The organism is Lysinibacillus sp. GW247-5R2A, assembly GCF_059424475.1.
This window is the reverse complement of sequence record NZ_JBWKZL010000003.1, coordinates 116,244-141,231: the sequence shown is the minus strand read 5'-3', so window position 1 is coordinate 141,231 and position 24,988 is coordinate 116,244. Positions and strand designations below refer to the sequence as shown.

27 protein-coding genes are annotated in these 24,988 nt (G+C 39.2%); 22 read left to right on the top strand and 5 right to left on the bottom strand.

The genetic code is table 11. The features are described from left to right. Nucleotides 1–3 precede the first annotated feature (3 nt). Complete coding sequence (locus AC07YC_RS06620; protein WP_336635986.1) at nucleotides 4–711, bottom strand: methyltransferase domain-containing protein; 708 nt, start codon at nucleotides 709–711, stop codon at nucleotides 4–6. 182 nt (nucleotides 712–893) lie between these two features. On the opposite strand from AC07YC_RS06620, the gene AC07YC_RS06615 reads away from it, so the two are divergent. Next, nucleotides 894–1,139 (top strand): hypothetical protein, encoded by a 246-nt coding sequence (locus AC07YC_RS06615; RefSeq protein ID WP_336635985.1) that lies wholly within the window; start codon nucleotides 894–896, stop codon nucleotides 1,137–1,139. Nucleotides 1,140–1,189: 50 nt separating this feature from the next. Here AC07YC_RS06615 and AC07YC_RS06610 read toward each other — a convergent pair whose 3' ends face one another. Further along, on the bottom strand, nucleotides 1,190–2,239 hold the full coding sequence (locus AC07YC_RS06610) for an NAD(P)/FAD-dependent oxidoreductase (RefSeq protein WP_494918819.1): 1,050 nt from the start codon (nucleotides 2,237–2,239) through the stop codon (nucleotides 1,190–1,192). Between the two features lie 147 nt (nucleotides 2,240–2,386). Between AC07YC_RS06610 and AC07YC_RS06605 the strand changes: the two genes are divergently transcribed. The 7 genes from AC07YC_RS06605 to AC07YC_RS06575 all read left to right on the top strand — a co-directional run bounded on the left by AC07YC_RS06605 (nucleotide 2,387) and on the right by AC07YC_RS06575 (nucleotide 7,625). Further along, a complete protein-coding gene (locus AC07YC_RS06605; protein ID WP_336635983.1) occupies nucleotides 2,387–3,175 on the top strand; it encodes an ABC transporter ATP-binding protein in 789 nt (262 codons plus the stop codon). A 16-nt stretch (nucleotides 3,176–3,191) separates the two neighbouring features. Beyond that, nucleotides 3,192–4,118, top strand: coding sequence for an iron-hydroxamate ABC transporter substrate-binding protein (locus AC07YC_RS06600; protein ID WP_336635982.1), 927 nt, complete (start codon nucleotides 3,192–3,194; stop codon nucleotides 4,116–4,118). A gap of 23 nt (nucleotides 4,119–4,141) precedes the next feature. Beyond that, entirely contained in the window at nucleotides 4,142–5,143 is a 1,002-nt protein-coding gene (locus tag AC07YC_RS06595) for a FecCD family ABC transporter permease (protein ID WP_402795158.1), read from the top strand. After that, nucleotides 5,136–6,143: a FecCD family ABC transporter permease gene (locus AC07YC_RS06590; protein ID WP_336635981.1), complete on the top strand. Its 1,008-nt coding sequence runs from the start codon at nucleotides 5,136–5,138 to the stop codon at nucleotides 6,141–6,143. The genes AC07YC_RS06595 and AC07YC_RS06590 overlap by 8 nt, the downstream gene beginning before the upstream one ends. 157 nt (nucleotides 6,144–6,300) lie before the next feature. Then, complete coding sequence (locus tag AC07YC_RS06585) at nucleotides 6,301–7,242, top strand: nuclease-related domain-containing protein (RefSeq protein ID WP_336635980.1); 942 nt, start codon at nucleotides 6,301–6,303, stop codon at nucleotides 7,240–7,242. An 80-nt stretch (nucleotides 7,243–7,322) separates the two neighbouring features. Continuing rightward, nucleotides 7,323–7,484, top strand: coding sequence for a hypothetical protein (locus tag AC07YC_RS06580; RefSeq protein ID WP_494918818.1), 162 nt, complete (start codon nucleotides 7,323–7,325; stop codon nucleotides 7,482–7,484). A gap of 3 nt (nucleotides 7,485–7,487) precedes the next feature. Further along, a complete protein-coding gene (locus AC07YC_RS06575; protein WP_494918817.1) occupies nucleotides 7,488–7,625 on the top strand; it encodes a hypothetical protein in 138 nt (45 codons plus the stop codon). 74 nt (nucleotides 7,626–7,699) lie between these two features. On the opposite strand, the gene AC07YC_RS06570 is transcribed toward AC07YC_RS06575, so the two are convergent. Further along, nucleotides 7,700–8,029, bottom strand: a complete 330-nt coding sequence (locus AC07YC_RS06570) for a hypothetical protein (RefSeq protein WP_494918816.1) — start codon at nucleotides 8,027–8,029, stop codon at nucleotides 7,700–7,702. A gap of 172 nt (nucleotides 8,030–8,201) precedes the next feature. On the opposite strand from AC07YC_RS06570, the gene AC07YC_RS06565 reads away from it, so the two are divergent. From AC07YC_RS06565 to AC07YC_RS06545, 5 genes are all read left to right on the top strand, one after another. Further along, nucleotides 8,202–8,621, top strand: a complete 420-nt coding sequence (locus AC07YC_RS06565; RefSeq protein ID WP_336635977.1) for a MarR family winged helix-turn-helix transcriptional regulator — start codon at nucleotides 8,202–8,204, stop codon at nucleotides 8,619–8,621. A gap of 13 nt (nucleotides 8,622–8,634) precedes the next feature. Beyond that, entirely contained in the window at nucleotides 8,635–9,837 is a 1,203-nt protein-coding gene (locus AC07YC_RS06560) for an MFS transporter (RefSeq protein ID WP_494918815.1), read from the top strand. Between the two features lie 162 nt (nucleotides 9,838–9,999). Then, nucleotides 10,000–10,869: an iron uptake system protein EfeO gene (efeO, locus tag AC07YC_RS06555; protein WP_336635976.1), complete on the top strand. Its 870-nt coding sequence runs from the start codon at nucleotides 10,000–10,002 to the stop codon at nucleotides 10,867–10,869. A gap of 6 nt (nucleotides 10,870–10,875) precedes the next feature. Beyond that, nucleotides 10,876–12,135, top strand: coding sequence for an iron uptake transporter deferrochelatase/peroxidase subunit (efeB, locus tag AC07YC_RS06550; protein WP_494918814.1), 1,260 nt, complete (start codon nucleotides 10,876–10,878; stop codon nucleotides 12,133–12,135). Continuing rightward, nucleotides 12,110–13,825: an FTR1 family iron permease gene (locus tag AC07YC_RS06545; RefSeq protein WP_494918813.1), complete on the top strand. Its 1,716-nt coding sequence runs from the start codon at nucleotides 12,110–12,112 to the stop codon at nucleotides 13,823–13,825. Before efeB ends, AC07YC_RS06545 begins: the two co-directional genes overlap by 26 nt. A gap of 58 nt (nucleotides 13,826–13,883) precedes the next feature. On the opposite strand, the gene AC07YC_RS06540 is transcribed toward AC07YC_RS06545, so the two are convergent. Beyond that, nucleotides 13,884–14,738 carry a pentapeptide repeat-containing protein gene (locus AC07YC_RS06540; protein WP_494918811.1) on the bottom strand — a complete coding sequence of 285 codons (855 nt, stop codon included), beginning with the start codon at nucleotides 14,736–14,738 and terminating at the stop codon, nucleotides 13,884–13,886. Nucleotides 14,739–14,904: 166 nt separating this feature from the next. Between AC07YC_RS06540 and AC07YC_RS06535 the strand changes: the two genes are divergently transcribed. The 4 genes from AC07YC_RS06535 to AC07YC_RS06520 all read left to right on the top strand — a co-directional run bounded on the left by AC07YC_RS06535 (nucleotide 14,905) and on the right by AC07YC_RS06520 (nucleotide 20,540). After that, entirely contained in the window at nucleotides 14,905–16,497 is a 1,593-nt protein-coding gene (locus tag AC07YC_RS06535) for a PucR family transcriptional regulator (protein WP_494918810.1), read from the top strand. Between the two features lie 131 nt (nucleotides 16,498–16,628). Beyond that, complete coding sequence (locus AC07YC_RS06530; protein ID WP_494918809.1) at nucleotides 16,629–17,897, top strand: cytosine permease; 1,269 nt, start codon at nucleotides 16,629–16,631, stop codon at nucleotides 17,895–17,897. After that, nucleotides 17,894–18,997, top strand: a complete 1,104-nt coding sequence (locus AC07YC_RS06525) for an S-methyl thiohydantoin desulfurase family protein (RefSeq protein ID WP_336635970.1) — start codon at nucleotides 17,894–17,896, stop codon at nucleotides 18,995–18,997. The genes AC07YC_RS06530 and AC07YC_RS06525 overlap by 4 nt, the downstream gene beginning before the upstream one ends. Further along, entirely contained in the window at nucleotides 18,990–20,540 is a 1,551-nt protein-coding gene (locus tag AC07YC_RS06520) for a hydantoinase/oxoprolinase N-terminal domain-containing protein (protein ID WP_494918808.1), read from the top strand. The genes AC07YC_RS06525 and AC07YC_RS06520 overlap by 8 nt, the downstream gene beginning before the upstream one ends. A 185-nt stretch (nucleotides 20,541–20,725) precedes the next feature. Here AC07YC_RS06520 and AC07YC_RS06515 read toward each other — a convergent pair whose 3' ends face one another. Next, a complete protein-coding gene (locus AC07YC_RS06515) occupies nucleotides 20,726–20,938 on the bottom strand; it encodes a cyclase (RefSeq protein ID WP_494918806.1) in 213 nt (70 codons plus the stop codon). Between the two features lie 208 nt (nucleotides 20,939–21,146). Between AC07YC_RS06515 and AC07YC_RS06510 the strand changes: the two genes are divergently transcribed. From AC07YC_RS06510 to AC07YC_RS06490, 5 genes are read left to right on the top strand one after another with little or no spacing between them, the layout of a single operon-like run. Then, on the top strand, nucleotides 21,147–21,926 hold the full coding sequence (locus tag AC07YC_RS06510) for a hypothetical protein (RefSeq protein WP_494918805.1): 780 nt from the start codon (nucleotides 21,147–21,149) through the stop codon (nucleotides 21,924–21,926). Next, nucleotides 21,923–22,279 carry a GntR family transcriptional regulator gene (locus AC07YC_RS06505; protein ID WP_069480960.1) on the top strand — a complete coding sequence of 119 codons (357 nt, stop codon included), beginning with the start codon at nucleotides 21,923–21,925 and terminating at the stop codon, nucleotides 22,277–22,279. Before AC07YC_RS06510 ends, AC07YC_RS06505 begins: the two co-directional genes overlap by 4 nt. Before the next feature lie 9 nt (nucleotides 22,280–22,288). Further along, nucleotides 22,289–23,011 carry an ABC transporter ATP-binding protein gene (locus AC07YC_RS06500; protein WP_336635966.1) on the top strand — a complete coding sequence of 241 codons (723 nt, stop codon included), beginning with the start codon at nucleotides 22,289–22,291 and terminating at the stop codon, nucleotides 23,009–23,011. A 42-nt stretch (nucleotides 23,012–23,053) separates the two neighbouring features. Then, entirely contained in the window at nucleotides 23,054–23,974 is a 921-nt protein-coding gene (locus AC07YC_RS06495; protein WP_494918804.1) for an ABC transporter ATP-binding protein, read from the top strand. Beyond that, nucleotides 23,952–24,890: an ABC transporter permease gene (locus tag AC07YC_RS06490; RefSeq protein ID WP_494918803.1), complete on the top strand. Its 939-nt coding sequence runs from the start codon at nucleotides 23,952–23,954 to the stop codon at nucleotides 24,888–24,890. The genes AC07YC_RS06495 and AC07YC_RS06490 overlap by 23 nt, the downstream gene beginning before the upstream one ends. The last annotated feature ends 98 nt before the right edge of the window (nucleotides 24,891–24,988 follow it).

Here is a 24,988-nt window from a genome sequence, read left to right as displayed (position 1 = left end):
TGATTATTTTGTACATATATAGATGCGATAATCTAAAACAGTATCGTATTTTTCGTTCATCCTCATATGCTCATCCATGACATCATACAAGGTGGATTCAATATCCTTTGAAATGTGGAATTCTGGCTTGGATGAGATATCCTTGTTTTTTTGTATGCGAATATCTTGAAACCCTGTCTCTTGGAATAAAGTAACCCAATCCTTTTTCGTGAGGAGCGCATCAAATCCGTAAAATTGTTGGATGTCGTCTGCCTGCTGTGTGGGAAGGAGCATTGGGACGGTAAATTCAATGGCAATTAAGCGTCCACCTTTTTTCAATAAACGGAAAATCTCTTGCAATGCACGTTGTTTATTTACAAAGGCAAGAACTGATTCAGCAAGGACAAAGTCAAATGCTTTATTAGGTAATGATGTTTCCTCAATCGAGCCTTGAATGATATTGACTGGTAAATGTGCTTTTTTCATGCGGTGACGTGCCTTTTCTATCATGATGGGATTGATATCGATACCCGTTACGTGGGCTGCATAATGGGAAGCCAAAAAGGCAGCTGTTTGTCCCGTTCCACAGCCAACATCTAAAATATGAGAGGCTGGTAGAATACGCTCATTCTTCATGATTTCCTGTGATAGATTAATGCCCCCAGGATGGGCACCACCCACACCAAATTTCGCTAAAAATTGGAGATAATTAGAATTTTGAATGAAAACCACCTTCTTTTTTATATAGTATGAAAAGAAAACTAGTATGGTTCCCTTACATATGGTAAAAAGCTAGAAATCCCTATTTTTTATAGGACAAAAATAGATAATTTTTGATACTTCTTCATACGTCTATTTCCTTCATAAAAGACGCACATATACTAGGGAAGAGCTTTTAGATAGGAGGTGTATAAATGCCACATTTTCAGCCGAATTATAGAAGAGGAGTCTATCCTTCAAACCAAATGGGAACTTTTGGTCCTCCATTTCGAGGTAGAGCGATGCAACCTAACTATCCACCCCATCAGCAATTTCAAGGTCCTAGAATAGGAGGGCGGTTGCCAGATCATCTAAATACAATTATGGGTCATGCTGGAACGATTACGAATGGCGTAAATATGTTAAGACAGATGGGGGCACTATTAAGTTTATTCAGATAAAAAAAGAAACCCTCTTAAGAATACTTTCTTGAAGAGGGTTTCTATTATGATTAATGAGATGGGACAAGTTCTTTTTCGATAATGGAGCGGTTTTTCTCTTTAAATAGTTCATTATGAGAGGACACCATTCCATGACGATAAGCAGTTGGCTCTAAATAAGTTTTAATAGAGTTGACCGCATTGGCTGCATCTTGGAATGTCCCAAGTAGCAAATTAATTTTTCCTTCAAATGATAAAATATCTCCAGCTGCAAAAATACCAGGCTGTACGGTTTCACCTGTTGCTTTGCCTTCGAAATAATAATCGTCCTTTTTAGGAATCGAAATTGCTTCATCAAACGTGAGGGACGCTTCACAATTATAGCCATGACTAATGATGACCTCATCAATTTGACGCGTGTAGCTTTCCTTTGTTTTTGAGTTTTCACATCTCACTAATTGAATAGCCGTTTTATCATCATTGGCTAAAAGCTTTGTAATCGTCGTATTACATTCAATAAGGACCCCAGCATCAATAGCTTCTTTTACGGTTGCCTCATGCGCTGATAAAGTTTCTTTACGGTAAACCACTGTCACACTTTTAGCAATAGGGCTCAGTTCGACAGCCCAATCAATGGCCGCATTGCCGCCTCCAGAAATAAGGATATCCCTATTCACAAAACGTTTATAGGATTGAACGGTATAGTGTAAATTAGACATTTCATACTTCTCAGCACCTTCCAGCGTTAGTTTCTGAGGATTAATAATCCCTCCACCAACCGCTAGTAGAACTGTTTTTGAATAATGCTTTTCACCAGTTGCTGTATGTACAATAAATAGATTCTCTTGTCGTTCAATCAAATCTACCTTTGTGTTTGTTAGGATCGTAGGGTCAAATGTTTTAGCTTGCTGGATCAATTGTTTAACAAATTTCTCGCCTAAAATAGGGGGATGACCGCCTATATCCCAAATAAGCTTTTCAGGATAAAGTAATACTTTTCCACCAAGTTGAGCTTGGCTCTCTAGTAATTTTGTTTTTAATCCTCGTAAACCACTATAAAAGGCGCTATACAAGCCGGCAGGGCCTCCGCCAATAATTGTCACATCATACACATGTTGCATTTTTATTGCCACATCCTTAATTAATAGTAAAAAAGTAATTGACAAAATCTTATCATAAAACTAGACTAATTTTAGTGATAATGATTATCATTTTTATCAGTGCCTATAATAGCATGGAATAAAGTAAAAAGAAAGAGAGGGTCCAAATTGCGTTTAGAAGTAGAATCGATTCGTGTTGGTTATGAGAATAAAACGATTGTGCATGACTTATCGCTGCAAATTCCAGATGGTAAAATCACAACCATCATTGGTTCAAATGGTTGCGGAAAGTCTACCTTATTAAAGGCCATTACACGTATTTTAAAGCATGAGAGTGGACAGGTCATTCTGGACGGTCAAAATATTTCCAAGATGAATACGAAAGAATTGGCGAAACAACTTGCCATTTTACCGCAAAGCCCAGAAAGTGCACATGGTTTAACAGTGGAAGAGCTTGTATCCTACGGTCGATTTCCCTATCAAAAGGGCTTTGGCAATTTATCACAGAAAGATAAAGAGGTCATTGACTGGGCTTTACAAGTGACAAAAACAGAAGACTTCCGCTTGCAATCTGTAGACGCTTTATCAGGTGGACAGCGTCAACGAGTGTGGATTGCAATGTCTTTAGCTCAGGAAACCGACATTATATTTTTAGATGAGCCGACAACCTATTTAGACATGGCACATCAATTAGAGGTTTTAGAGTTACTTTATAAGCTCAATGAAGAACAAGGGCGCACGATTGTTATGGTACTCCATGATTTAAATCAAGCTGCACGTTTTTCTGATTATATTGTGGCACTGTCACAAGGAGAGCTTGTTAAATTTGGAACAGCTGAGGAAGTCATGGTTCCAGAAGTATTAAAAAAAGTGTTTAATATTGATGCTGTAATTGGCCAGGATCCACGAACAAACAAACCAATGTGCATTACATATAACTTATTACAAACCGTTTAAAGGAGAATGAAAGACAATGAAAAAGTGGTTATTACCAATGTTTATGATGCTTGTACTCGTACTTGCGGCGTGTGGCAATAAAGAAGAGAAAACAGAAAAGGCTGATGAAGGCTCGAAAGAAGCAACTTCAGCAGAGACAATTACTTATCAATCAGAAGCAGGTCCTATTGAAGTACCAGCAAACCCTAAACGTGTAGTTGTATTATCTTCTTTTGTAGGGGATTTATTACAGCTTGATGTTGATGTTGTCGGTGTCGATGCATGGGCAGCAAAAAATCCAAACTTTGAAGATGCTATTAAAGATGCAGTAGTTGTAGAAAATACAGATGTTGAAAAAATTCTTGAGCTAGAGCCAGACTTAATCATTGGTTTAAATGGCATTGAAAATGCTGATAAATTATCAGAAATCGCACCAACTGTATTATTTACGTATGGGAAAGTAGATTATTTACAACAATTTATTGAAATCGGTAAAGTTGTAAATAAAGAAAAAGAAGCAACAGCATGGGTAGAAGATTTTAAAACACGTGCAGCAGAATCAGGTAAAAAAATTAAAGAAAAAATCGGTGAAGATGCAACTGTAACAGTGGCAGAAAACTTTAATAAACAATTTTATATTTATGGCGATAACTGGGGTCGTGGAACAGAGATTTTATATCAAGAAATGGGCTTGAAAATGCCTGAAAAAGTTAAAGAAACTGCATTAGAGCCTGGCTACTATGCAATTTCTCAAGAAGTTTTAGGGGATTATGCAGGGGATTATGTGATTTTCAGTATGTTCCAAGACCAAGATAACTCATTTACAGATGCAGCATGGTTTAAAGATTTAGAAGCAGTGAAAAATGGTCATTTATTTGAAGTAAATGCAAATGCCTTTTATTTCAATGACCCGATTACGTTAGAGCATCAGCTGAAGTTCTTTGAAGAGAAATTTTTACAATAATTAGTAGAGAGTAGCGAAGGCAAATGACAAAGTTTCGACAGTTACCATTTTGGCTTCAGGTATTGCTTGCATTGATCGTATTAATCGGCACGGCTTGTATCTCGCTGTGCTTAGGTGCAGCGAATACGAGCATTCAAGATGTCTATCAAGCAATTGTCGGACAAAGTGGTGGTAAGCATTACACGATTTTACGTGAAATTCGATTTCCTCGTATCATTGCTGCAATTTTTGTTGGCAGTGCACTCGCAGTTGCGGGAGCGATTATGCAGGGGGTTACACGCAATCCATTAGCTGATCCAGGGCTACTTGGTTTAACAGCAGGGGCAAATGCTGCCCTTGCTTTAACGATGGCATTTATCCCGAAATTCTCTTATTATACGTTAATTTTAGCCTGCTTTATTGGGGCTGGAATTGGTATGATGATTGTTTATGGGATCGGTGCCTCTACTAAGAAAGGCTTCTCTCCATTGAGACTTGTTCTAGCTGGTGCGGCAGTTACTGCTTTATTACAAGCGGTAGCTGAAGGCACGGGCATTTTATTTCAAATTTCCAAGGATGTTTCGATGTGGACAAGTGGCGGATTCATTGGCACGACATGGCAGGCGTTATTGATTGTTCCGGTCATTGTCATTGGTCTCCTATTGTCATTTGCTTTTAGTCGTCAATTAACGATTTTAAGTTTAAATGAAGAAGTAGCGGTAGGTGTTGGGCAAAACACAACATTGATTAAAGCTATTATGATGTTTGCTGTCGTTATTTTAGCAGGCTCTGCCGTAGCTCTTGTTGGGAATCTAGCATTTGTTGGCTTAATGGTTCCGCATATTGTTCGCGCATTTGTAGGGACAGACTATCGTTTTGTCTTACCGATGAGCGCAATTATTGGCGGCTGGTTTATGGTGACAGCTGATTTTGCAGGACGTATGATTAATGCACCATTTGAAACGCCAGTTGTAGCGATTGTTTCGATTCTTGGTCTACCATTCTTCCTACTATTAGTACGGAAGGGAGGACGCCAATTTGTTTAAAGAAGGTCGCAAAAAACAGCGAAAATGGTTTTTTACTTGGCTTGTCGTCACGTTATTCATTTTTGTTTTAGGCATTTCTTTAGGACCTGCCTCTGTTTCGTTTGATCGCATTCTCCCAACCTTGCTTGGCGATGGTAGTTTTAAAGAATCCTTCGTATTATTCTCAGTTCGCTTACCACGAATGTTGGTATTAGCAGCGGCTGGGATGGCATTAGCTTTAGCAGGTGCAGTTCTACAAGGGGTTACACGCAATGATTTAGCAGATCCAGGGATCATTGGTATTAATGCAGGAGCAGGTGTCGGGATTACTGTCTTTTACTTACTTGTAAATGGAGATCTTCCACACTTTGCTTATATATTGCCAGTTGTAGGATTTTGTAGTGCGCTTTTCACTGCCCTTTGTATTTACTTTTTCTCTTATCAACGCAATAAAGGAGTGCAACCCGTCCAGCTGATTCTAGTTGGGGTAGGGGTAGCCTCTGCTTTATCTGGCGTTATGATGGTATTAATTTCCTCAGCAGAGCGAAGTGATGTGCAATTTATTGCCCAATGGCTTGCAGGTAGTGTTTGGGGTACGGATTGGCCATTTTTCTGGGCTTTAGTGCCTTGGCTTGTCGTGGGCATTCCGTATATTTTCTATAAATCCAATGTCTTAAATGTCTTGGCGATGACGGAGCAAACAGCCGTAGGTCTTGGGATGAATATAGAGCGAGAGCGGTTACGCTTATTAATCGTCGCTGTGGCACTAGCAGCAGCAGCAGTTTCTGTAACAGGTGGTATTGCCTTTATAGGATTGATGGCACCTCATATTGCTAAACAGCTTGTTGGACCACGCTACCAATTCTTTTTACCAGTGACATTATTCATTGGCGCAAGTCTATTAATGCTGTCCGATACTATTGGTCGTGTTGCCATTGCTACTGCAACTGTACCAGCGGGGATCATTGTTGCCTTTATTGGGGCACCTTACTTTTTATATTTATTACGGAAGAATGTATAGAAAAGTGATAGCACGAGTAAATGGATGCTCGAAAGCAAAGGCTTTAGAACTACAGAAATGCATGAAAGATTTATTTTACTAAATGTATATGGCAAGTTTTTAGGAACCTCATTTGTTGAGGTTCTTTTTTTATATAATCAAGACAGGAGGTGAATAAATGATTCTATTAGCACGTCGAACATCGGAAACACAGAAGACATTAGAAGCTATTGTTCGAAGACTCTCAAACGCTCACCGGGAATACTCGAATTATGATGAAAACTTAAGACGTTTAAAGGCTGGACACGCAGGCGAACGGCGTGTAGATGCAGAATGGCTTGAAATAGACCTTCCTACCCCCTATTATTTTCTCCATGATTTTCAAACGATGAATAACTTCGGCTCTACTCACCAAATGGACACCATTTTTCTATGTCGACATTTTTTACTAATTGTAGAAATCAAAAATATAACGGGCGTTCTCTCATATGATACCTCCTTTGCACAATTGACACGGCTGACTTCAGAAGGCAAGGTAGAGGGAATGACTGACCCATTTCTTCAACTTGAACGACATGTAGGATGGATGAAAAAACTGTTACATCAAGAAAAATTTCAATTGCCTGTTTTGCATGCAGTCGTGCTAGCAACAAAAAATGGAATTTTATCAGAAGGTTTTCATGGACAGCCAATATTTCATGTAACCGGATTACGTACACAATTACAAAAATGGTTCAACCTGCATCAACCAGTAGAGACAGAAAACCTCTTTCGATTTGCTATGCACCTTATGTCCCTGCATAGCAAAATAAAAAGAGAGGTGAAGGTGCCTCTTGAGGAGATGGTAAAGGGGGTTCTATGTCCTCATTGTGCGAATGGTCAGCCAATGAACTACCATTATAAAAAATGGCATTGCCCTCGCTGTAAATGGGTCGACCAGGATGCATTGAAAAAAGCCCTCGAAGACTATCGATTATTAGTAGGCTCAAAGCTCACCAATAAAAGCTTCCGCGAATTCTTTGCCATCGATTCCCCAAACGTCGCCTACAAGCTCCTACAGCAGCTCCCATTAAAAGTGGAGGGGACAAAGAAACATAGACAGTATTGGATTATGGAATAGAAACGAACTACAATTCAGCCAGTCTGAATTGTAGTTTTTTTGTGGGGAGATGGAGAGGCAAAGTGAGGGGAACATCAAGAGTGACGGATAGAACCGGAAAAGTGACGGATACGCATGAGGAAGGCGCGAGTGGAGAGGCGAAAATGAGGGGAACATCAAGAGTGACGGATAGAAAAGGAAAAGTGACGGATAGAACGAGGAAAGTGACGGATAGAACCGGAAAAGTGATGGATAGAGAGTGAAAAGTGACGGATACGCAAAAGGAAGGCGCGAGTGGAGAGGCGAAAATGAGCGGACCGCCAAGAGTGACGGATAGAACGAAAAAAGTGACGGATATAGAGCCTAAAGTGATGGATACGCATTATAAAGGCCATCGAGAGTGAACCTTCTCAATGGCCTTCGAATTCCGTTAGTATGTCTCAATCGTTATTGTTATATTTTCGGTTTCAGAAACATGCTAAATGGCATCTTTAATTAAGGGCTGAATCACCGAATCATCTACTTTTTCATTCTTAGGGAAACTTACGGAGATGCTCATTTCTTTAGAGGGGTTACCATCTAGCATGATTGCTATTGACTCACTATCAAGTTCCGTTTGTTCTGTAATAGATCTGATTATTTCATTTTTTAAGTCTGATAATAATGTTAATTCAGTATTTTCCTCATTTGGCGGAGCAACTACTGCTTCCTGCTCGCTTTCTACTCCTTGTCCACCTTTCTCTTCTTCATTACAGCCGACTAATAAAAGTGACATAACTACCATGCCCGAAATTATACCCTTCTTCATTATTTTTCCTTCTCCTTCCAAAGAAATTTACCACTTCATCAATCGTTACATAAAAAAATAACAAATGCGCCCAAAATATCCTTATTTTACAGAACGTAAATCCCGACTAGACAAATAGAGATTTTAGGTATATAGTTAGCTAGGCTAACTAATATAAAGAGGAAGTGATCTTGTGACAATTGAGCAGGAGTTTTTTAATCAGTATCGTTTAATGTATAGACCATTTATCAATAAGCTGAATGTGCAACTTGAACCGTATCAGTTATATAGCTCACAGTGGGCAGTTCTTCGTTTTTTAAAGGATAAAGGTCCGCATTCCTTTGTGGATATCGCGAATTTTATGTCTATCGAGAAGCCGAGTGTGACGAAGCTTGTACATAAACTTGTGGAGCTTGGCTATGTGGAAACGATGGCGGGCAAGGATAAGCGGGAAAAGCTTGTCCATTTATCGGCGCATGGGGAGAAGCTTGTGCAGGAGATTAAAGCGCACTTGAAGCCATTTTTTGAGCATGCATTGGCAGGTGTACCTGAGCGAGATATTGAAATAGCGACACAGGTTTTTGTAAGAATTTGTATGAATATTAATCAATAGGAGAGCGAGTAACGTGGAAGGAACAACAAGAAAGAAACTATGGACAAAGGATTTTTTAATTGTCTCCCTTATTAATTTTACCATTACGTTAATCTTTTATTTATTAATGGTTACGATTGCGGCTTATGCAGTGGAGCATTTTAATGCGTCTACAAGTACAGCGGGTCTTGTATCGAGTATTTTTATTATCGGGACATTATTAGGGCGTCTTGGAACGGGCCGTATTATTGGGGATTGGGGCAGTAAGAAAACATTATTTTGCGGTTTGCTTTTATTTATGCTGTCAACGATGTCCTATTTTATTGCAGGGAATTTACCTTTACTTATGCTGAATCGTTTAGTACAGGGGATTGCCCTAGGGGTAGCCAGTACAGCGACGGGGACGATTATTGCACAGATTTTACCTCCTGAGCGACGCGGTGAAGGGATTGGTTATTATAGCTTAAGTGCGATTTTGGCCACAGCTATTGGGCCATTTGTCGGTATTTTATTAACGCAGCTGTTTGAGGATTACCGTATGATTTTTGCTGTAGATTCAGTTTTAGCTATTATCTGCTTTTTCATGTATTTTATCGTAACAGTGCCAGATGCACCGAAGAAGGCGAAGGATGCGGCAGTGAAGGCTGGCTTTAAGGTGACAAACTTCATTGAATTACGAGCTGTACCGATTGCTTTTGTTGCACTGGTTATCGGTTTTGCATATTCGGGCGTCATGTCCTTTATGACGTTTTATGCGAAGGAGCTTGATTTAGTATCAGCAGGTAGTTATTTCTTCATTATCTATGCGATTGTGATTTTAGCTACACGTCCATTTACAGGGAAATTACTGGATACAAAAGGCGCTAACATTATCATTTATCCATGTTTGATGATTTTTGCTATTGGTATGTATGCATTTAGTTCAGCGTCAACAACGATTGCTTTTTTAATTGCTGCTGCTTGTATCGGTATTGGCTATGGTAACTTCAACTCTGTTGCACAGGCTATTGCCATTAAAGTAACTCCGAATGAACGTTTAGGACTTGCGACATCTACTTACTTCATATTTTATGATTTAGGATTAGGGGTAGGGCCTTATTTCTTAGGATTATTTGTTCCATCTGCGGGCTACAGAGCTATATTCTTTGCGATGGTCTTTGTCATTTTATTATCAATTGTGCTTTATTATTTCTTACATGGTAAACATGAAAAATTGAAACAATCAAAAATTTCGTAGATTAGAATCATTATATTGTGGAAAAAACGTCTTTTTTCTAGTTGCTCTTAGAAAACAACTTAAAAATGACGTTTTTTTCTTTTTCAAAAAAATTATCTTGCATTAGAGGATGATAATCATTATCATCACAATATAAAACAAAATCGGAAGTAGGTACGAAGTATGAAAAACAAATCATTATTGTCAGTATTAGTTGCAGGTGGCATTCTAATGGCTGGCTGTGGTAATACAGAAGATACAAAAAAAGAAGATAAGCCTGAAACAGAGCAAACAGACAAAGCTGCACAAGAGGTTGATTTATCTTCTGAACTATCAGCCTATCAACAATTTGCATTAGAGCAGATGGATCAATTTTTACTAGAAACAGAGAAATTCGTGAATCTTGTAAAGGCTGGCGATATTGAAGGAGCAAAAGCTGCCTATGCACCAGCACGTATGTATTTTGAACGTTCTGAACCAATTGCGGAAAGCTTTGGCGACCTAGATCCACGTATCGATGGTCGTTTAGCTGATATACAGGAAGAAGGAAAAGGCGAAGAAGAATGGTCAGGCTATCATAAGCTTGAGTATGCGCTATGGGAAGAAAATACAACAAAGGGCTATGAGGCTGTGGCTGACCAGCTACTTGCAGATGCCAAGGAATTACATGCCCTTGTACAAACAGTTGAAGTGACTCCTGATTTAATGATTACAGGTGCAGTTGATTTATTAAATGAAGTGTCCACATCTAAAATTACAGGTGAAGAGGAAATTTATTCACATACAGACCTGTATGATTTTAAAGCGAATATTGAAGGTGCTGAAAAAATCTTCGAAATTTTACGTTCAAAATTAGAAGCGAAAGATTCAACATTAGTTACAACACTTGATGAAAAATTCAAAGCGGTGGACGATTTATTAGCGCAGCATGCAACTGCTAATGGTGGCTATGTTTCCTACGAAGAATTAACAGAGGATCATACAAAAGCGCTTGCGGCAGCGGTAAATCAGCTTGGAGAACCATTAAGTCAAATGGGTATCATTTTGGAGTGAACATAAATGACAGCGTCAAATGAAGAAAAATGGATGAATAAAAAAATCTCTAGACGTGATATGTTGAAACTGACAGGCATTGGGGTGGCAGGTGTTGCTATTGGTGCCTCTGGTTTAGGTGGTGTCATGAAAGCAATGGGCTATGATGTTTTTGAGCCTGTTGCTGACAGTACCACTGCAAGCAATAAGGTCAATTTCTACGGCAGTCATCAGTCAGGTATTGTAACACCTGTACAAACGAATATTTATTTTGCTTCTTTGGATGTATTAGTGACATCGAAGAAGGAACTGCAAGAGTTGTTCCAGCAATGGACACCTCTTGTTGTGCGTTTAATGAATGGTGAATTAATGGCGGATATTTCAACGAATACGAGAGTGCCGACTGGTGATACAGGTGAGGCAGAGGGCTTAGATGCTGCCAATTTATCGATTACGATTGGTGTTGGAGCTTCCTTATTCGATAAGCTAGGTATGCAGCATTTAAAGCCAGCGGAATTAAAGGATTTACCACATTTCCCAAAGGATCAGCTACTGAAAGAATATACAGGTGGTGATCTGTGTATTCAAGCCTGTGCCGATGATCCGCAGGTGGCATTCCATGCAGTCCGCAATTTAGTACGTGCAGCGTCAGGGAAAGTGGAGATTAAATGGTCACAGTCTGGCTTTAACTCGTTTCCAGCAGGTGGTGGTACCCCTCGAAACCTCTTTGCATTCAAGGACGGTACGGTGAATCCATCCATTACAGATGAGAAGGATTTAAAGAAGGTTGTTTGGGTGGATAAAGGCTGGCTACAAGGGGGCTCTTATTTAGTTGCGCGTAAAGTTCAAATGCATCTTGAGACATGGGATCGTACATCTTTAAAAGATCAAGAAGCTACATTTGGTCGTTACCGTGATAGTGGGGCACCGATGGGTAAGGCAAAGGAATTTGATGAATTTGATGTAGAGGCGAAGGATGATAAAGGAAATTATATTATGCCTGATACATCACATGTTCACTTAGCTCGTAAATCAGGAGCTCGTATTTTGCGTAGATCCTATTCCTATGCATCAGGTGTGATGTCGAATACAGGCACTCATGATGCGGGGCTTATCTTTATTTCATTTCAAAAAGACCCAGCCCAATTTACAACGATTCAAAATAGCTTAGGGCGTATGGATAAAATGAATGAGTATATTACCCATCGAGGCAGTGCAGTGTTTGCTTGCTTCCCTGGTGTACAAAAGGGGAGTTATTTAGGTGAAGCACTTTTTAACGCGCTGTAGTATGGTGATTGCTTTAGTTCTGACTTTAGCTTTACCAGTGCAAGCTGCGCAATCGTATAGTCCTTTATATATTGCGATTAGTGATGCATTGATGAATACGAAGCAGGATAAAGAGGCAGAGGCGAAACAGGCGCTTGAACAGTTTGCCACAGACTGGGCTATGGTTTCTTCTGAACAAAAAGAGGCGAAAGCAAAGGTTGATGAGATCCTTGCGCAAGCAACAGAGGCCAAGTCAAAGGATGACCGTTTAGAGGCGTTGTCAGCATTGTCGAATGCATTACGGGCGCTAGAAAAACTGGAAAATCCGGTAGATGAGGCTGCACAGCGAGCAGAGTTTGGGCAAAAGATGAAGCCAATTTTGGCAGACTTTGAAAATGCTTTAGCTAGTGGTGATGTTCAGGCTATTGATGAGGCCTACAAGGATTTTAATCTCAAGTGGAATAAAAGTGAGCGACCTGTACGTGAGCAAAGTATTGCCATGTATGGGCAAATCGAAACACAGATGGCATTTCTACGAATCTCTATTTCTGCGGAAGAGCCGGATATCTCTTTAATGAAAACTCAATTTGCAGATTTACAACAAACAATTGTAGATTTTGTAGCGGGTAAAGAAACGGCTGAAGCGGTAGAAGGAGACTATTCGCTAGCTACATTAATTGCTTATATTGATGAGGCGTTGGACTATGTAGATAATGGTGATTATAAGGCAGCCTCTAATAAGGTTCGAGAATTTATTACGATTTGGCCACGAGTTGAAATAGAAATCTCAACTCGTAATGGTAGTCTATATACAAAAATTGAAAGTGATATGCCCATAATCGCCAGTGATTTATTAAAATCCTCTGTCGATCAAGACGCTATTACGAAAAAATTAAATACATTCCGTACAGAAATCGAGTTAATTCAAGGTGATTCAGATTATACAGTTTGGGATGCCGCGTTAATATTACTTCGAGAAGGGCTAGAGGCATTACTCATTATATTAGCTCTTGTGTCATTTCTTAATAAATCAGGGCAGAAGAAAATGCGTAAATGGATTTATATCGGAGCGTTTGTGGGCGTTCTGTTATCAGCAGTTGCCGCAGTTCTTATGTCAACGATTTTAAATTCGGCTACAATTGATACGAATCGTGAATTAATGGAAGGCTATGTAGGCTTACTGGCTGCAGCAATGATGATTGGTGTAGGTATTTGGCTGCATAGTAAATCGAGTGTGGTCAGTTGGAATCGCTATATTTCGAAGCAAATGGGCAATGCCATTTCCAGTGGCTCTATTTTTGCGATGGCAGCGATTAGCTTCTTATCCGTTTTCCGAGAAGGGGCAGAAACGCTTGTCTTTTATGCGGGTATTGCACCGAAAATGGCGACTTCTCAATTTATTCTTGGGATTGTCGTGGCACTCATTATCCTTGCCGTGCTTGCCGTTGTGTTGTTTAAGGCAAGTGGCAAAATTCCTATTCATAAATTCTTTGCCGTAGCGACATGGCTTATTTATATATTGGCCTTTAAAATTATCGGTGTCAGTCTGCATACATTGCAGCTAACTAATAAGATTTCTACAACGATTGTTGATGGCTTACCTGTCGTAAGCATGATTGGTTTCTATCCAACCGTAGAAACGATGATTGGCCAAGCGATATTACTAGCATTGATCGGGGCAACGATTATTTATAAAAAGAAGCAAGCCTAAGCGTCTTTAGTAAAACGCTTATGGCGGAAAGGGATGTCTCTATTGGAGGCATCCTTTTTTATTGCCAATGAGCTGGACGTTTAATATACGAAGGTAGTTTCGTAGTGCTGTCACCTTGTGCGGCATTGATTTGCATTTGTGTTAAAAATAAACTTGTCGATAGATCTGCGCCGCGTAAATTGGTATCACGCATATCAGCCCCAATGAAATCTACCCCTTGTAAATTGGCTCCTTGTAAATTGGCTGCAATTAAATAGCTACCTCTTAAATCAGTAGCTCGTAAATCTTTCCCCTTGAAATTTTTACCCATCCAATCAGCACCACGCTGATTTAATTTGGGAGAAGTTTTCCCCTTTACTAGCTGTTGCCGCATTTGTTCGCTTGTTTTTAAAAGAAGTGCGTTTACTGGCATACGAATAGCAATCATGTCCAGTGCCAATAAGCCATTAGCGTCAAGCTCTGTTGCCTGCTGTAGCTGCTCTAATTGAACGAGGAGCTGTTCATGGAGCGTATCGTCAACTGGATAGGAAAGAGCTTCAGCTACATACGCAATCATTTCATATAGCTGCTCCATAATTGGAAACACTTGAAACATCTTCTCAGCATGCTCTCGTGATTGGCGCCAATCTTGCCCTTTAAATGTCACTTGGGAAACTTGCTGACCTGCCCCTAAGCAATCAAAAACAGTACAACCTTTATAGCCACTTTTTCTTAGCTTGCTATGAATTAGACAGCTATAATCCTCCTTTAAATTGGAGCATGGCTTGCCTGCTAGTTTATCCATGGCAAAATCACTAGAAGCTACTATATTTAATGCTGTACAACATAAGCCAAAACAGCTTTGGCAATCTGCCTGTAAGCTTTCTCGGATTGTCGTGCCAAACGATGTGTCTCTATTTGTTAGTCTAGACATTCTCTTTTTTTCCTCTCTTACCTCATAAACTTAGCTATTATTTTAGCACGTACATGCGAGGTTATGAAATATGAATACACCCTATTTTGAAAGACAGGTGCGATTATGGTATTCTTCTTCACAAGACATTGTATAGAAAATTTAGAAAAAGTAGTGGTGGTTGAACATGGGGGTAACGGTGAAAGATTTACTGCATTTGCCTTCCTTTCGCGGGGCAGAGGTTTTAACAGGGGGAGATAATCTGCATCGTACGGTTTCTTCTTTATCCGTTTTAGAAGTATCGAATGTTGATTTTTATTCGAAAATTATTAATCGTGTGCAAGAGGAATGGTATGCAGAAGAGCTCGTCATTAGCTCCTTCTATTCCATTCGAGATAGTGTAGAACAGCAATGTGAAACAATTCAGCATTTACACGATTTAGGAGAGCTGGGGCTTATCTTATATTATGTTGGTATCGTGTTGCCACATATACCAGAGGAAGTGCTCGCCTTAGCGGAATCTCAAGGGTTTATTATCATCTGTATGCCAAAGAATGATTATTCCCTTCGTTATAATGAGGTTATTTATGAAGTTATGGAAGCGATTGTTAGTAATCAGGGTGTCAATGACCATTTCGTCAAGGAAACATTAGAGAAGGTATCCTTATTGCCAGAGCATTTAAGAAGTGTCGAAATTACATTGAAAATGCTATCAGATCGCTTGAAAGCCAATATTCTATTAACCAATAGTCATTTAGATATTATCAATCAAGTCATGTGGCCAAGAAATTCATCATTAGATGTGGTCCACGCTATCCATGAATGCTCACAATCACAAGTTTATCGTGAAACAGGTAAAGGTGAATTCAAACGAAGTGACATCTCATGTGTGATTGAATATAAAAGAGTACATCAAAAAAATGGGGAGCCTCTTTTTTTATTCCTTATAAAAGAAAATACCAAGTTACCTGCCAAGACAATTGAAAAGGTAAGTGAGGTTGTCCAAGTGGCGATTAATTTATGGGGAGACAAGCATGATGAGGTCAGCGAGTATGCCTTAGTCAAAGCAATCATTAATGATGAAAGTGAAAAAATGAGAAGATTAGCCAATCTCCTTCATATAGATGTTTCTGCTATTCAAATGATGTGGTTAGTATATTTGCATGATTTAGCGGATGAAAAAAAGATTCGAGATGAGTTAGAAGAGCAGCTGTCTAAATACTATCAAACAAGAGTCATTCAATGTATGGACCATTGTATGATTGTCCTACTTGGTAATTGCATGTACAAGCACCATGAGTTTGAAATTACTGCCGAATATAATGAAACTACCAATTATGCTGGACAAATCGCAGAAATCGTCTATGCACCAAAAATGAAAAACACGAAGGCCGTTCGTCAGATGTATCAGTTGGTCAATCAGGTAGGGGATAAAGCCCACACGATATACCCCATGCGAAAATTATTTACAGCAGCTGAGGTTCGTTCCATGAAACGAGCTATGGATGTAAGTAAGCAGGGGGAAGAAATGATTGAGGAATATTTATCGGTCATTGACCCCATTTTACATGATCATGATACATTACAGACACTGATTACCTTTTTATTAGATGCACATGCGAGCGTGGAGCGCTGTGCAGAGCTCCTTTATATTCATAAAAATACGGTGAAATACCGTATCAAAAAAATTAGTGAACTGATTGGGATAGATGTGACCATTTATGCCGAATTTTATGATGTGTATATGGCTTGCATGCTCTATCGATTAATCAATGACTAGAATAATCTGAAATTTTGTCATTTTGAACAAAATTTCAGATTATTTTTTTTATTTACGCAAAAGACTCTCTTCTATACTTTCATTATAATTAAAAACATTCATCCATCACCCAAGTTTAAGGAGGGAGTCACTTGAGAAATGACAACAATGTTCAATCGTGGTATAGCTTAGGGATTATTTGGGCGGGTGCCATGATATGTATTCCTAGTTTATTGGTAGGGAATGCACTCATTACAAGTATGAGTTTATCGAAGGCACTGGCTGTAGCATTTGTAGGCTACGCGATCGTCGTATTTATTATGATATTACAAGGAATGCAAAGTAGTGATTTAGGTAAGCCAACTGTCCATGTCGCTGGGCAAGTGTTCGGTAAAAAAGGCTCTCGAACTATTTTATCTATTATCCTAGCTATTGCTTGCTTAGGGTGGTTTGGTATTCAGGCTAATGTTTGTGGGGTTGCCTTAGCAAATTTGCTTGCAATCTATCACTTGAATATACCAGTTCCTCTAGCTTCGTTCATAAGTGGTATGGTCATGGTTGTATCTGCTATTTATGGCATGAAAGTATTACGTACATTAAGCTATATTGCTGTCCCATTATTAGTCATTATTTGCGTATACGGTTTAGTCCAAACGTTAACAGGGGATCAGTTGGAGTTCATACGTGCTTACCAACCACAAGGAAATATGAGCTTTATGGATGGTTTAGCAGTGACAATTGGTTCATTCGCATTAGGGGCAGTTATAGCGGGGGATTATTCGAAATTTTCCAAAAAACGTTCAGATGTTTTCAAGGCTGCTACGTTAGGAATTATTCCTGCTGGAGTGCTAATGATTGGCGTAGGGGCTATTTTAACAATTGCTTATCAAACAAGTGATATTACTGCAGTCTTTTTGCATATTGCTACACCATTTATCGGCGGAGTTGGCTTGATTTTAGCTACTTGGAAAACCAATTTGGTCAATGCGATTTCAGGCGGTATTGCCTTAATTAATGTATTTGACGTAGCAAAAAATAAAGAGAGAATCGCAATTTTTGTTGCTGGAACAATTGGTACGATTTTAGCAGTCATAGGGATTTTAAATTACTTCACACCGATTATGTCGATTCTATCCGCGATGATTCCACCTGTTGCAGGTGTCATGATTGCTTCCTATTGGGTCATCCATAAAGGTCGTAAAGATAGCTGGGTTGAGGTGGAAGGCGTTAATCGCTTAGGGGTGTTTTCTTGGCTAGTAGGGGCAGTGATTGCCTGTATGCCCGTGGTATTCTCTTTATTTCCTGAATTGCCGACATTACCAAATCAACCGATGATCGGCATTATTATTTCATTTGCTATTTATTATATTGGGTATCGTGTATCCATACAAAAAACTGTCATATTGGAGGAACATAGATGAGATATTTAGATCAAGCGGCTATTGAACATATAGCTATAGGTGCAGCATTTTTAGGAACAGGTGGTGGCGGAGATCCGTATATCGGGAAATTAATGGCGCTTTCTGCTATTGAAAAAAATGGCCCTGTTCGGTTGTATTCCGTGGATGAAATTGAGGATGAGGATTTTTTTATTCCCGCAGCTATGATGGGGGCACCATCGGTTTTAGTTGAAAAATTTCCTCGTGGCGACGAGTTCGTAAAAGTTTTCCAAAAGCTTGCGCAATATTTAGGGAAGGATAAAATTGCTGGTACATACCCGATGGAAGCGGGTGGGGTCAATTCGATGATTCCGATTGTGGTGGCTGCTCAGCTAGGTTTACCTTTAATTGATTGCGATGGTATGGGGCGCGCATTCCCAGAATTGCAAATGGTGACGTTTCATCTAGATGGTATTTCGGCAACACCTATGGCCATCACAGATGAAAAGGGTAATATCGGCATTTTTGAAACGATTGATAATAAATGGACAGAGCGTATCGCCCGCTCGGCAACTGTTGAGATGGGAGCTAGCTCTTTAGTGAGCTTGTATCCAACAACTGGTGCTCAAATTAAGAAAAGTGGTGTGCATCATATTGTGACACTTTCTGAAAAAATCGGTGAAATTATTGCTTCTAAAGATCAAGAGGTGAACGATAAGCTAGCAAGCCTTTTAAAGCTTATTGCAGGGTACGAGCTATTTCAAGGGAAAATTGTTGATGTGATTCGTGAAACAAAGGGCGGTTTTAATTTAGGGAAAATGCTTCTTGAAGGAATTGATGGCTATAAAGAGGATCAGATGAAGGTGCATTTCCAAAATGAAAACTTACTGGCAGAGAAGAACGATCAAGTTGTGGCGATGACTCCTGACCTGATTTGTTTAGTCGATTATGAAACATTATTGCCTGTGACGACAGAAAGTTTAAAATACGGTAAACGTGTGCGTGTCATTGGTTTACCATCGCATGAAAAATGGCGCACAGCAAAAGGGATAGAAACAGCAGGACCCAAATACTTTGGCTATGATTATGATTTCGTGCCAATTGAAGAATTGGTGAACAAGGGGGTAGCTGAACATGTATAAAATCGGAATTGATGTAGGCGGAACAAATACAGATGCCATACTTTTAGATCATAATAGTCAGCTTGTTTATAGTGTAAAGTCACCGACAAGTTTAGATATTAAAACAGGTATCGAGCAATCGTTACAGCAATTATTACAGGGTGCAAATATTGATAAAACGAAAATTACACATGCGATGCTAGGGACTACCCAATGTACAAATGCCATCGTTGAACGTAAGAAGCTAGCAAGGGTTGGTGTGATTCGACTGGGTTATCCAGCTACAGCCTCGGTGCTACCTTATACAGCTTGGCCATCCGATATGATTGAAAAATTATCAGGAAATTATGCGATCGCACATGGAGGCTATGAATACGATGGCCAGCTATTGAGTGCGCTTGATCAGGAAGAGATTACAAAGCTCTTAGAAGAATGGCGTGACCAAGTAGAATCAATTGCCATTGTAGGAGTCTTTTCATCTATTAAAAATGATCAAGAATTGCAGGTTCGTGATTGGATTCAAGCGATCTATGGTGATGATTTCCCGGTTTCTTGCTCATCGTTAATAGGCTCTGTAGGCTTAATTGAGCGTGAAAATGCAACGATACTAAACGCAGCTCTTTGCAAGGTCATTGAGACGACAACACAGGGGTTTATTCAAGCCCTTCAAGCAGAAGGCATTTTTAATGTCGAAGTGTACCTCTGTCAAAATGATGGTACATTAATGTCCATCGACTATGCGAAGCAATTCCCAATCTTGACGATAGCTTGTGGGCCTACAAATAGTATTCGAGGTGCTTCGTATTTATCACAAATTCAAAATACAATGGTATTAGATGTAGGTGGTACGACTTCGGATATTGGTGTGTTACAAGATGGATTCCCCCGAGAATCTTCAGTCGCGGTGGAGGTAGGGGACATCCGCACTAACTTTAGAATGCCTGACATTATTTCAGTCGGACTAGGTGGTGGTAGTATTGTTCGAGTGAAGGATAATAAAATTACCGTTGGACCTGATAGTGTCGGCTATAAAATTAGTGAAGAGGCATTAGTATTTGGTGGGTCGACGATGACAACGACAGATATTGCCGTCCGTTTAGGTCTTGCAGAAGTAGGAGATCCAAATTTAGTGGCACATATTGATGAAGCATTTGCTAAAGCCGTTCAAGAAGAAATTTCCTCGCTACTAGAACAGGCCATTGATAAAATGAAAACATCGTCAGAGGATGTATCGCTTGTTTTAGTGGGCGGGGGTAGTATTATTGTGCCAGAAAAAATTCAAGGTGTTTCAACGATTGCGAAATCGGAATATGGCGGTGTGGCAAATGCCATTGGAGCATCCATTGCACAAATTAGTGGACAATACGAGCAAATTTATATTTATTCCAAAGAACCTCGAGAGGAATCTCTAAAGGATGCACAAAATAAAGCAGTGAAACAAGCTGTATTAGCAGGTGCCCTTGCGGATACCATTGAATTGGTTGAAGTGGAAGAAACGCCATTAGCCTATCATCCAGAAAACGCAACAAGATTAAAAGTAAAAGTAGTAGGGAAAATGGTTTAGTGAAGACGGCTGGGACAGAACTCGATTATTTTGAAAAATAGCGATAATGGATATTAATTTTTCTGCTTAACTATGTTAAATACTCTTTCCTAAATCAAAAAAATACTAGACCAAATGTATCTTGGTCTAGTATTTTTTCTTTTTGTCCCAGCATCCTTTTTTAGCATCAAGAGGTCTGAGTTGAACTAATCTTGTCGTTTATGTTTTTCATGAATAATTTGCTTGTTAAGAATGCTTACTTTGCCAACCATTAGCAACCTCATATCTTCTACAATATATTGAGCTAACTCTTCGTCAGATATGTCATCTCCTTCAATATCAAGGCGGAATTTTTGCCCTTGAATGCCCCCTCCATTTGTAAATTCAATGTCAAAATCAAATAGCACCCTTTTTTCCATTCCTCTATCACCGTTCCTTCGTCTTTGTGTGCTCTCAATGTATTCAGATTTTACTAAATTGATACTTGAAGTCCCTATGCTATGCAGATTAAAGGTTTCCTTCTAATCAAATGAAGCTCTATCTTCCTTTTTCTTGTATTTGGCACTTGAAAATCAAGAAGTCATAGTGTAATATCTGACTAGTACACTATGACACGAGGTGCTGAGCATGAAAAGTTTTGTAGGACTTTTAAAAAAAGAATGGGTACTTTATCGCTCATGGTTTTTGATGGGGATATTTTCGGGTATTATGCTTTCCTGGATCGTTCCCTATGTATTGCATCAATTTGTTGATCTCTTTGCTCAAGAAAATCAGCTTGCATTTGCCTTTACACTTCTCGTCCTTTTTGTAGGTGGATTTTATTCTGTCTTACAATTTTTAGCGAGTATGCGTTTGGATATTAAAGCTAAGGAAAGTTGGCTCCATTCCACTAGTTCCATCACAAAGCTTATTGGAGCAAAGATAGCCTGTTCACTAATAGGGTATGCGCTTTTTAATACGCTCTTTGTGAGTTTTGCCCTCTTTCATCTAAAAGAAGAGTTTATTGCAAATATTGGACAAATCATTTTTGTTTTAGTCATAATCGTTATTGCATTAACTATTTTCCAATTTATGCTATTTGTTTTACTGTTGTTCTTTTTAGCTTTTTACTTGCAATTGAAGCATGTAATTGGGCGTTTTTCCATTGTGTTGACGATGGTTGCTTTTGGCTTTACCACATCTGCTTGGGTACGAATAACGGAGAGTCCGTTTTATGAAACGGTTTTCCAACGTGGCGCCATTTCGTTAAGCAAATTAGAACCGTTTTTACCCAAAGTAAGAGCAGCGACAACGATGGAATGGAGGCTAGGCTCTATATATGTTGTGGAAGAAATTGCTTCTATATTATTCATCGTGCTGCTCTTTTTAGCAGCATCCAAGTGGCTTGAAAAGGTGGTATTACGATGACGATGGATTTTTCACGTGATAAACCGATTTATAGTCAGCTTGTCGATCGGATATGCGGGGACATTTTGAAGGGGCAACTATTGCTTGGGGATCGACTGCCCTCTGTTCGAGAATATGCAGTCGAAACGGGTGTCAATGTTAACACGGTGCAACGAGTCTATAAGGAGTTAGAGGCAATGAATATAACGGAAACCAAACGGGGACAGGGCACATTTATTACGACCAATGAGGAACGCATTGAAGTATTACGGGATGATATGAAAAATAAGTTAGCCGAAAGTTTTTTAACATCCATCGAGGCATTGGGATTTTCTAAAGAAGAAATGCTCATTGTTTTAAAAAATAAAGCGTGAGGTGAAGGAATGTTACAGCTATCGAATGTCTCTTTTCAGTATAAGAAAAAGCCCATTTTACAGGATATATCCTTTTCCTTTCCTATTGGACAGATAATTGGGCTAGTTGGGGAAAATGGTAGTGGTAAATCTACACTTCTTAAAGTTTTAGCGGGCTTACTACGATCTTCAACTGGTGAAGTAGTATTGAATGGTCAACCCATTTCCCGACGTAGTGCGGACCAAATTGCTTATTTACCAGATACAGATTTGTTTTTTGATTATTATACGGGTGAACAGCTTTTTCAGCACTACGCCTCTCAATTTGAAGACTTTTCCTATGATAAGGCTTGTATAGTAGCAGAATTTTTACAGGTGGATAAAAATACGAAGCTACGTCAATTATCAAAAGGAAACCGTGGCCGTATGAAAATGGCTGCTACACTGGGTCGAGAAGTTCCTTATTATTTAATGGATGAACCATTTGCTGGGCTAGATCCTATTGTGCGAGAGCAGCTCATTAAAGGTTTAATTCAATTTACGGACATTGAAAATCAAACGATTTTGCTGTCAACACATGAATTATATGAGGTTGAACCTATTTTAGATCAAATTATTTTATTAAAAGCGGGTTCTATCACAGCTTATGAAGATGTAGAGACATTGCGTGATGTGACCAATAAAGATGCGGTTGAGTGGATGAAAGGTTTTTATCGTCCTTCTACCAATGACACAGACCGCAATAGCGTTTAACGATAAAGGATTAGCGTAACAAAAAAGAAAGGGTGAATAAATATGACAGAACCAATTGTTCAATTGCAAAATCTATCGAAGACCATTCGTGGAAAGCAATTAATTCAACAATTAAATATTGATTTATATCCAGGACAAATTACAGGTTTTTTAGGACCCAATGGGGCAGGGAAAACAACGACGATTCGTATGATGACAGGTCTCATGCATCCAACAGAGGGTAAGGTAATCATTGATGGGGTTTCTCTACAGGAGCATTATGAGGAAGCGATTAGCAAGGTCGGTGTGATTGTCGAAAACCCAGAAATGTATAAATTTATGTCAGGCTATAAAAATTTATTGCATTTTGCACGTATGCATAAAAATGTTACAAAAGAACGAATCATGGAAGTCGTTAAACAGGTGGGTCTAGAAAATCGTATCCATGAGAAGGTTGCAACGTATTCTCTTGGTATGCGTCAACGACTAGGGCTTGCTCAGGCGCTATTACATCGACCAAAATTTCTAATATTAGATGAACCAACGAATGGTTTAGACCCGGCTGGTATTCGGGAATTCCGTATGTACCTTCGCAAAATTGCAGCAGAAGATAATGTTTCTGTTTTTGTATCCAGTCACTTATTATCTGAAATTGAATTAATGTGTGATCGGGTTGCTGTCATACAAAATGGGAAACTGATCGACATTCGTGAAATTCACAATGAAAGTACGTCGTTCTACTATGTGGAAGCACAGCCACAAGAGCAGGTTTCTGCCCATTTGGCACAACATGATTACAAGTTTGAGGTGGTGAATCAAGGCTATGTAATTGAATTGAAGAAAGAAGATGTGCCTGCATTGACGTTAGGGCTTGTGCAAGCAGGTATGCAGCTATTTGCTGTACAGCCACATCAGAAAACATTAGAGGATCAATTCTTAGAAATGACTGGAGGCGGACAAATTGCTGAAGCTAATTCAAAATGAATGGATGAAATTATGGCATAAAAAAGGAACGTGGGCAATGGTCGCTATGCTTGTCCTTGTTATTCTAGTACCTGGTGGCATCATGAAATATTATGAGGGTAAATCATCGGATGAGGGATCGTGGCAGGAGATAGAGCAGCAGTCTATCCAAAATAATAAGGCAATGCTAGCAGAGGAGGATTTGTCCGAGGAAGATAAAGCATTTTTTGAAGAGCGAATTGCTATTTCGGAGTACCGTTTAGCCCATGATGCGCCGAGTCAAAAAGATAACAGTCTTGCAAGCTTTATGTCCTTTACAAGCAATATGCTAACACTTGTCACATTATTTACGGTGATTATAGCCGCAAGTATTGTCTCCAGTGAATTTTCAACAGGTACGATAAAAATGCTGTTGACTCGCCCCATGTCCCGTGCGAAAGTGTTAACGTCAAAACTATTGACGACCTTCTTATTCGGTTTGTTTTTAGTGGTCGTAAACGTAGTCGTGAGTGCAATTGTAGGGGTAGTATTATTTGGTGTAGGCTCAGGTGTGGAATTAGAAATTGTCAATGGTCAGGTGGCTGAAAAGGCAATATGGAATGATTTAGCCTATCATTATCTACTATCTGGCGGTGATTTTGTCATGTCGACATTATTTGCCTTTTTAGTCGGTTCAGTGTTCCGTTCTAGCTCATTAGCAATCGGCTTAACAATGTTCCTTTCATTTACAGGTGGCATGATCGTCATGTTCTTAAGTAGATACGACATTGTAAAATATATTTGGCTAACACATTCAGATTTAACTCAATACGAAAAAGGTATTTTAATGGTTCCAGATATGACAATGCCATTCTCGCTAACGGTATTAGCTATTTACGCCGTAATTTTCCTAGTGATTAGTTATACATCGTTTATGAAAGGAGACGTTACTGCATAATTTAAATAAGAACTGTGCCCGAATGCTTTATTGGGGTACGGTTTTTTTTACAGCAAGAATTATTAAAAAAGTATTTATTTTTTTTCAATTTGCGCCTA

Excerpts from the sequence above, each read along its gene's own strand:
- AC07YC_RS06515 (WP_494918806.1), bottom strand. The coding sequence starts at position 20,938 with ATGGAAAAAAGGGTGCTATTTGATTTTGACATTGAATTTACAAATGGA.
- AC07YC_RS06520 (WP_494918808.1), top strand. The coding sequence starts at position 18,990 with ATGTATAAAATCGGAATTGATGTAGGCGGAACAAATACAGATGCCATA.
- AC07YC_RS06500 (WP_336635966.1), top strand. The coding sequence starts at position 22,289 with ATGTTACAGCTATCGAATGTCTCTTTTCAGTATAAGAAAAAGCCCATT.
- AC07YC_RS06505 (WP_069480960.1), top strand. The coding sequence starts at position 21,923 with ATGACGATGGATTTTTCACGTGATAAACCGATTTATAGTCAGCTTGTC.
- AC07YC_RS06495 (WP_494918804.1), top strand. The coding sequence starts at position 23,054 with ATGACAGAACCAATTGTTCAATTGCAAAATCTATCGAAGACCATTCGT.
- AC07YC_RS06540 (WP_494918811.1), bottom strand. The coding sequence starts at position 14,738 with ATGTCTAGACTAACAAATAGAGACACATCGTTTGGCACGACAATCCGA.
- AC07YC_RS06610 (WP_494918819.1), bottom strand. The coding sequence starts at position 2,239 with ATGCAACATGTGTATGATGTGACAATTATTGGCGGAGGCCCTGCCGGC.
- AC07YC_RS06595 (WP_402795158.1), top strand. The coding sequence starts at position 4,142 with ATGACAAAGTTTCGACAGTTACCATTTTGGCTTCAGGTATTGCTTGCA.
- AC07YC_RS06525 (WP_336635970.1), top strand. The coding sequence starts at position 17,894 with ATGAGATATTTAGATCAAGCGGCTATTGAACATATAGCTATAGGTGCA.
- AC07YC_RS06510 (WP_494918805.1), top strand. The coding sequence starts at position 21,147 with ATGAAAAGTTTTGTAGGACTTTTAAAAAAAGAATGGGTACTTTATCGC.
- efeO (WP_336635976.1), top strand. The coding sequence starts at position 10,000 with ATGAAAAACAAATCATTATTGTCAGTATTAGTTGCAGGTGGCATTCTA.
- AC07YC_RS06585 (WP_336635980.1), top strand. The coding sequence starts at position 6,301 with ATGATTCTATTAGCACGTCGAACATCGGAAACACAGAAGACATTAGAA.
- AC07YC_RS06570 (WP_494918816.1), bottom strand. The coding sequence starts at position 8,029 with ATGAAGAAGGGTATAATTTCGGGCATGGTAGTTATGTCACTTTTATTA.
- AC07YC_RS06535 (WP_494918810.1), top strand. The coding sequence starts at position 14,905 with ATGGGGGTAACGGTGAAAGATTTACTGCATTTGCCTTCCTTTCGCGGG.
- AC07YC_RS06600 (WP_336635982.1), top strand. The coding sequence starts at position 3,192 with ATGAAAAAGTGGTTATTACCAATGTTTATGATGCTTGTACTCGTACTT.
- AC07YC_RS06615 (WP_336635985.1), top strand. The coding sequence starts at position 894 with ATGCCACATTTTCAGCCGAATTATAGAAGAGGAGTCTATCCTTCAAAC.
- efeB (WP_494918814.1), top strand. The coding sequence starts at position 10,876 with ATGACAGCGTCAAATGAAGAAAAATGGATGAATAAAAAAATCTCTAGA.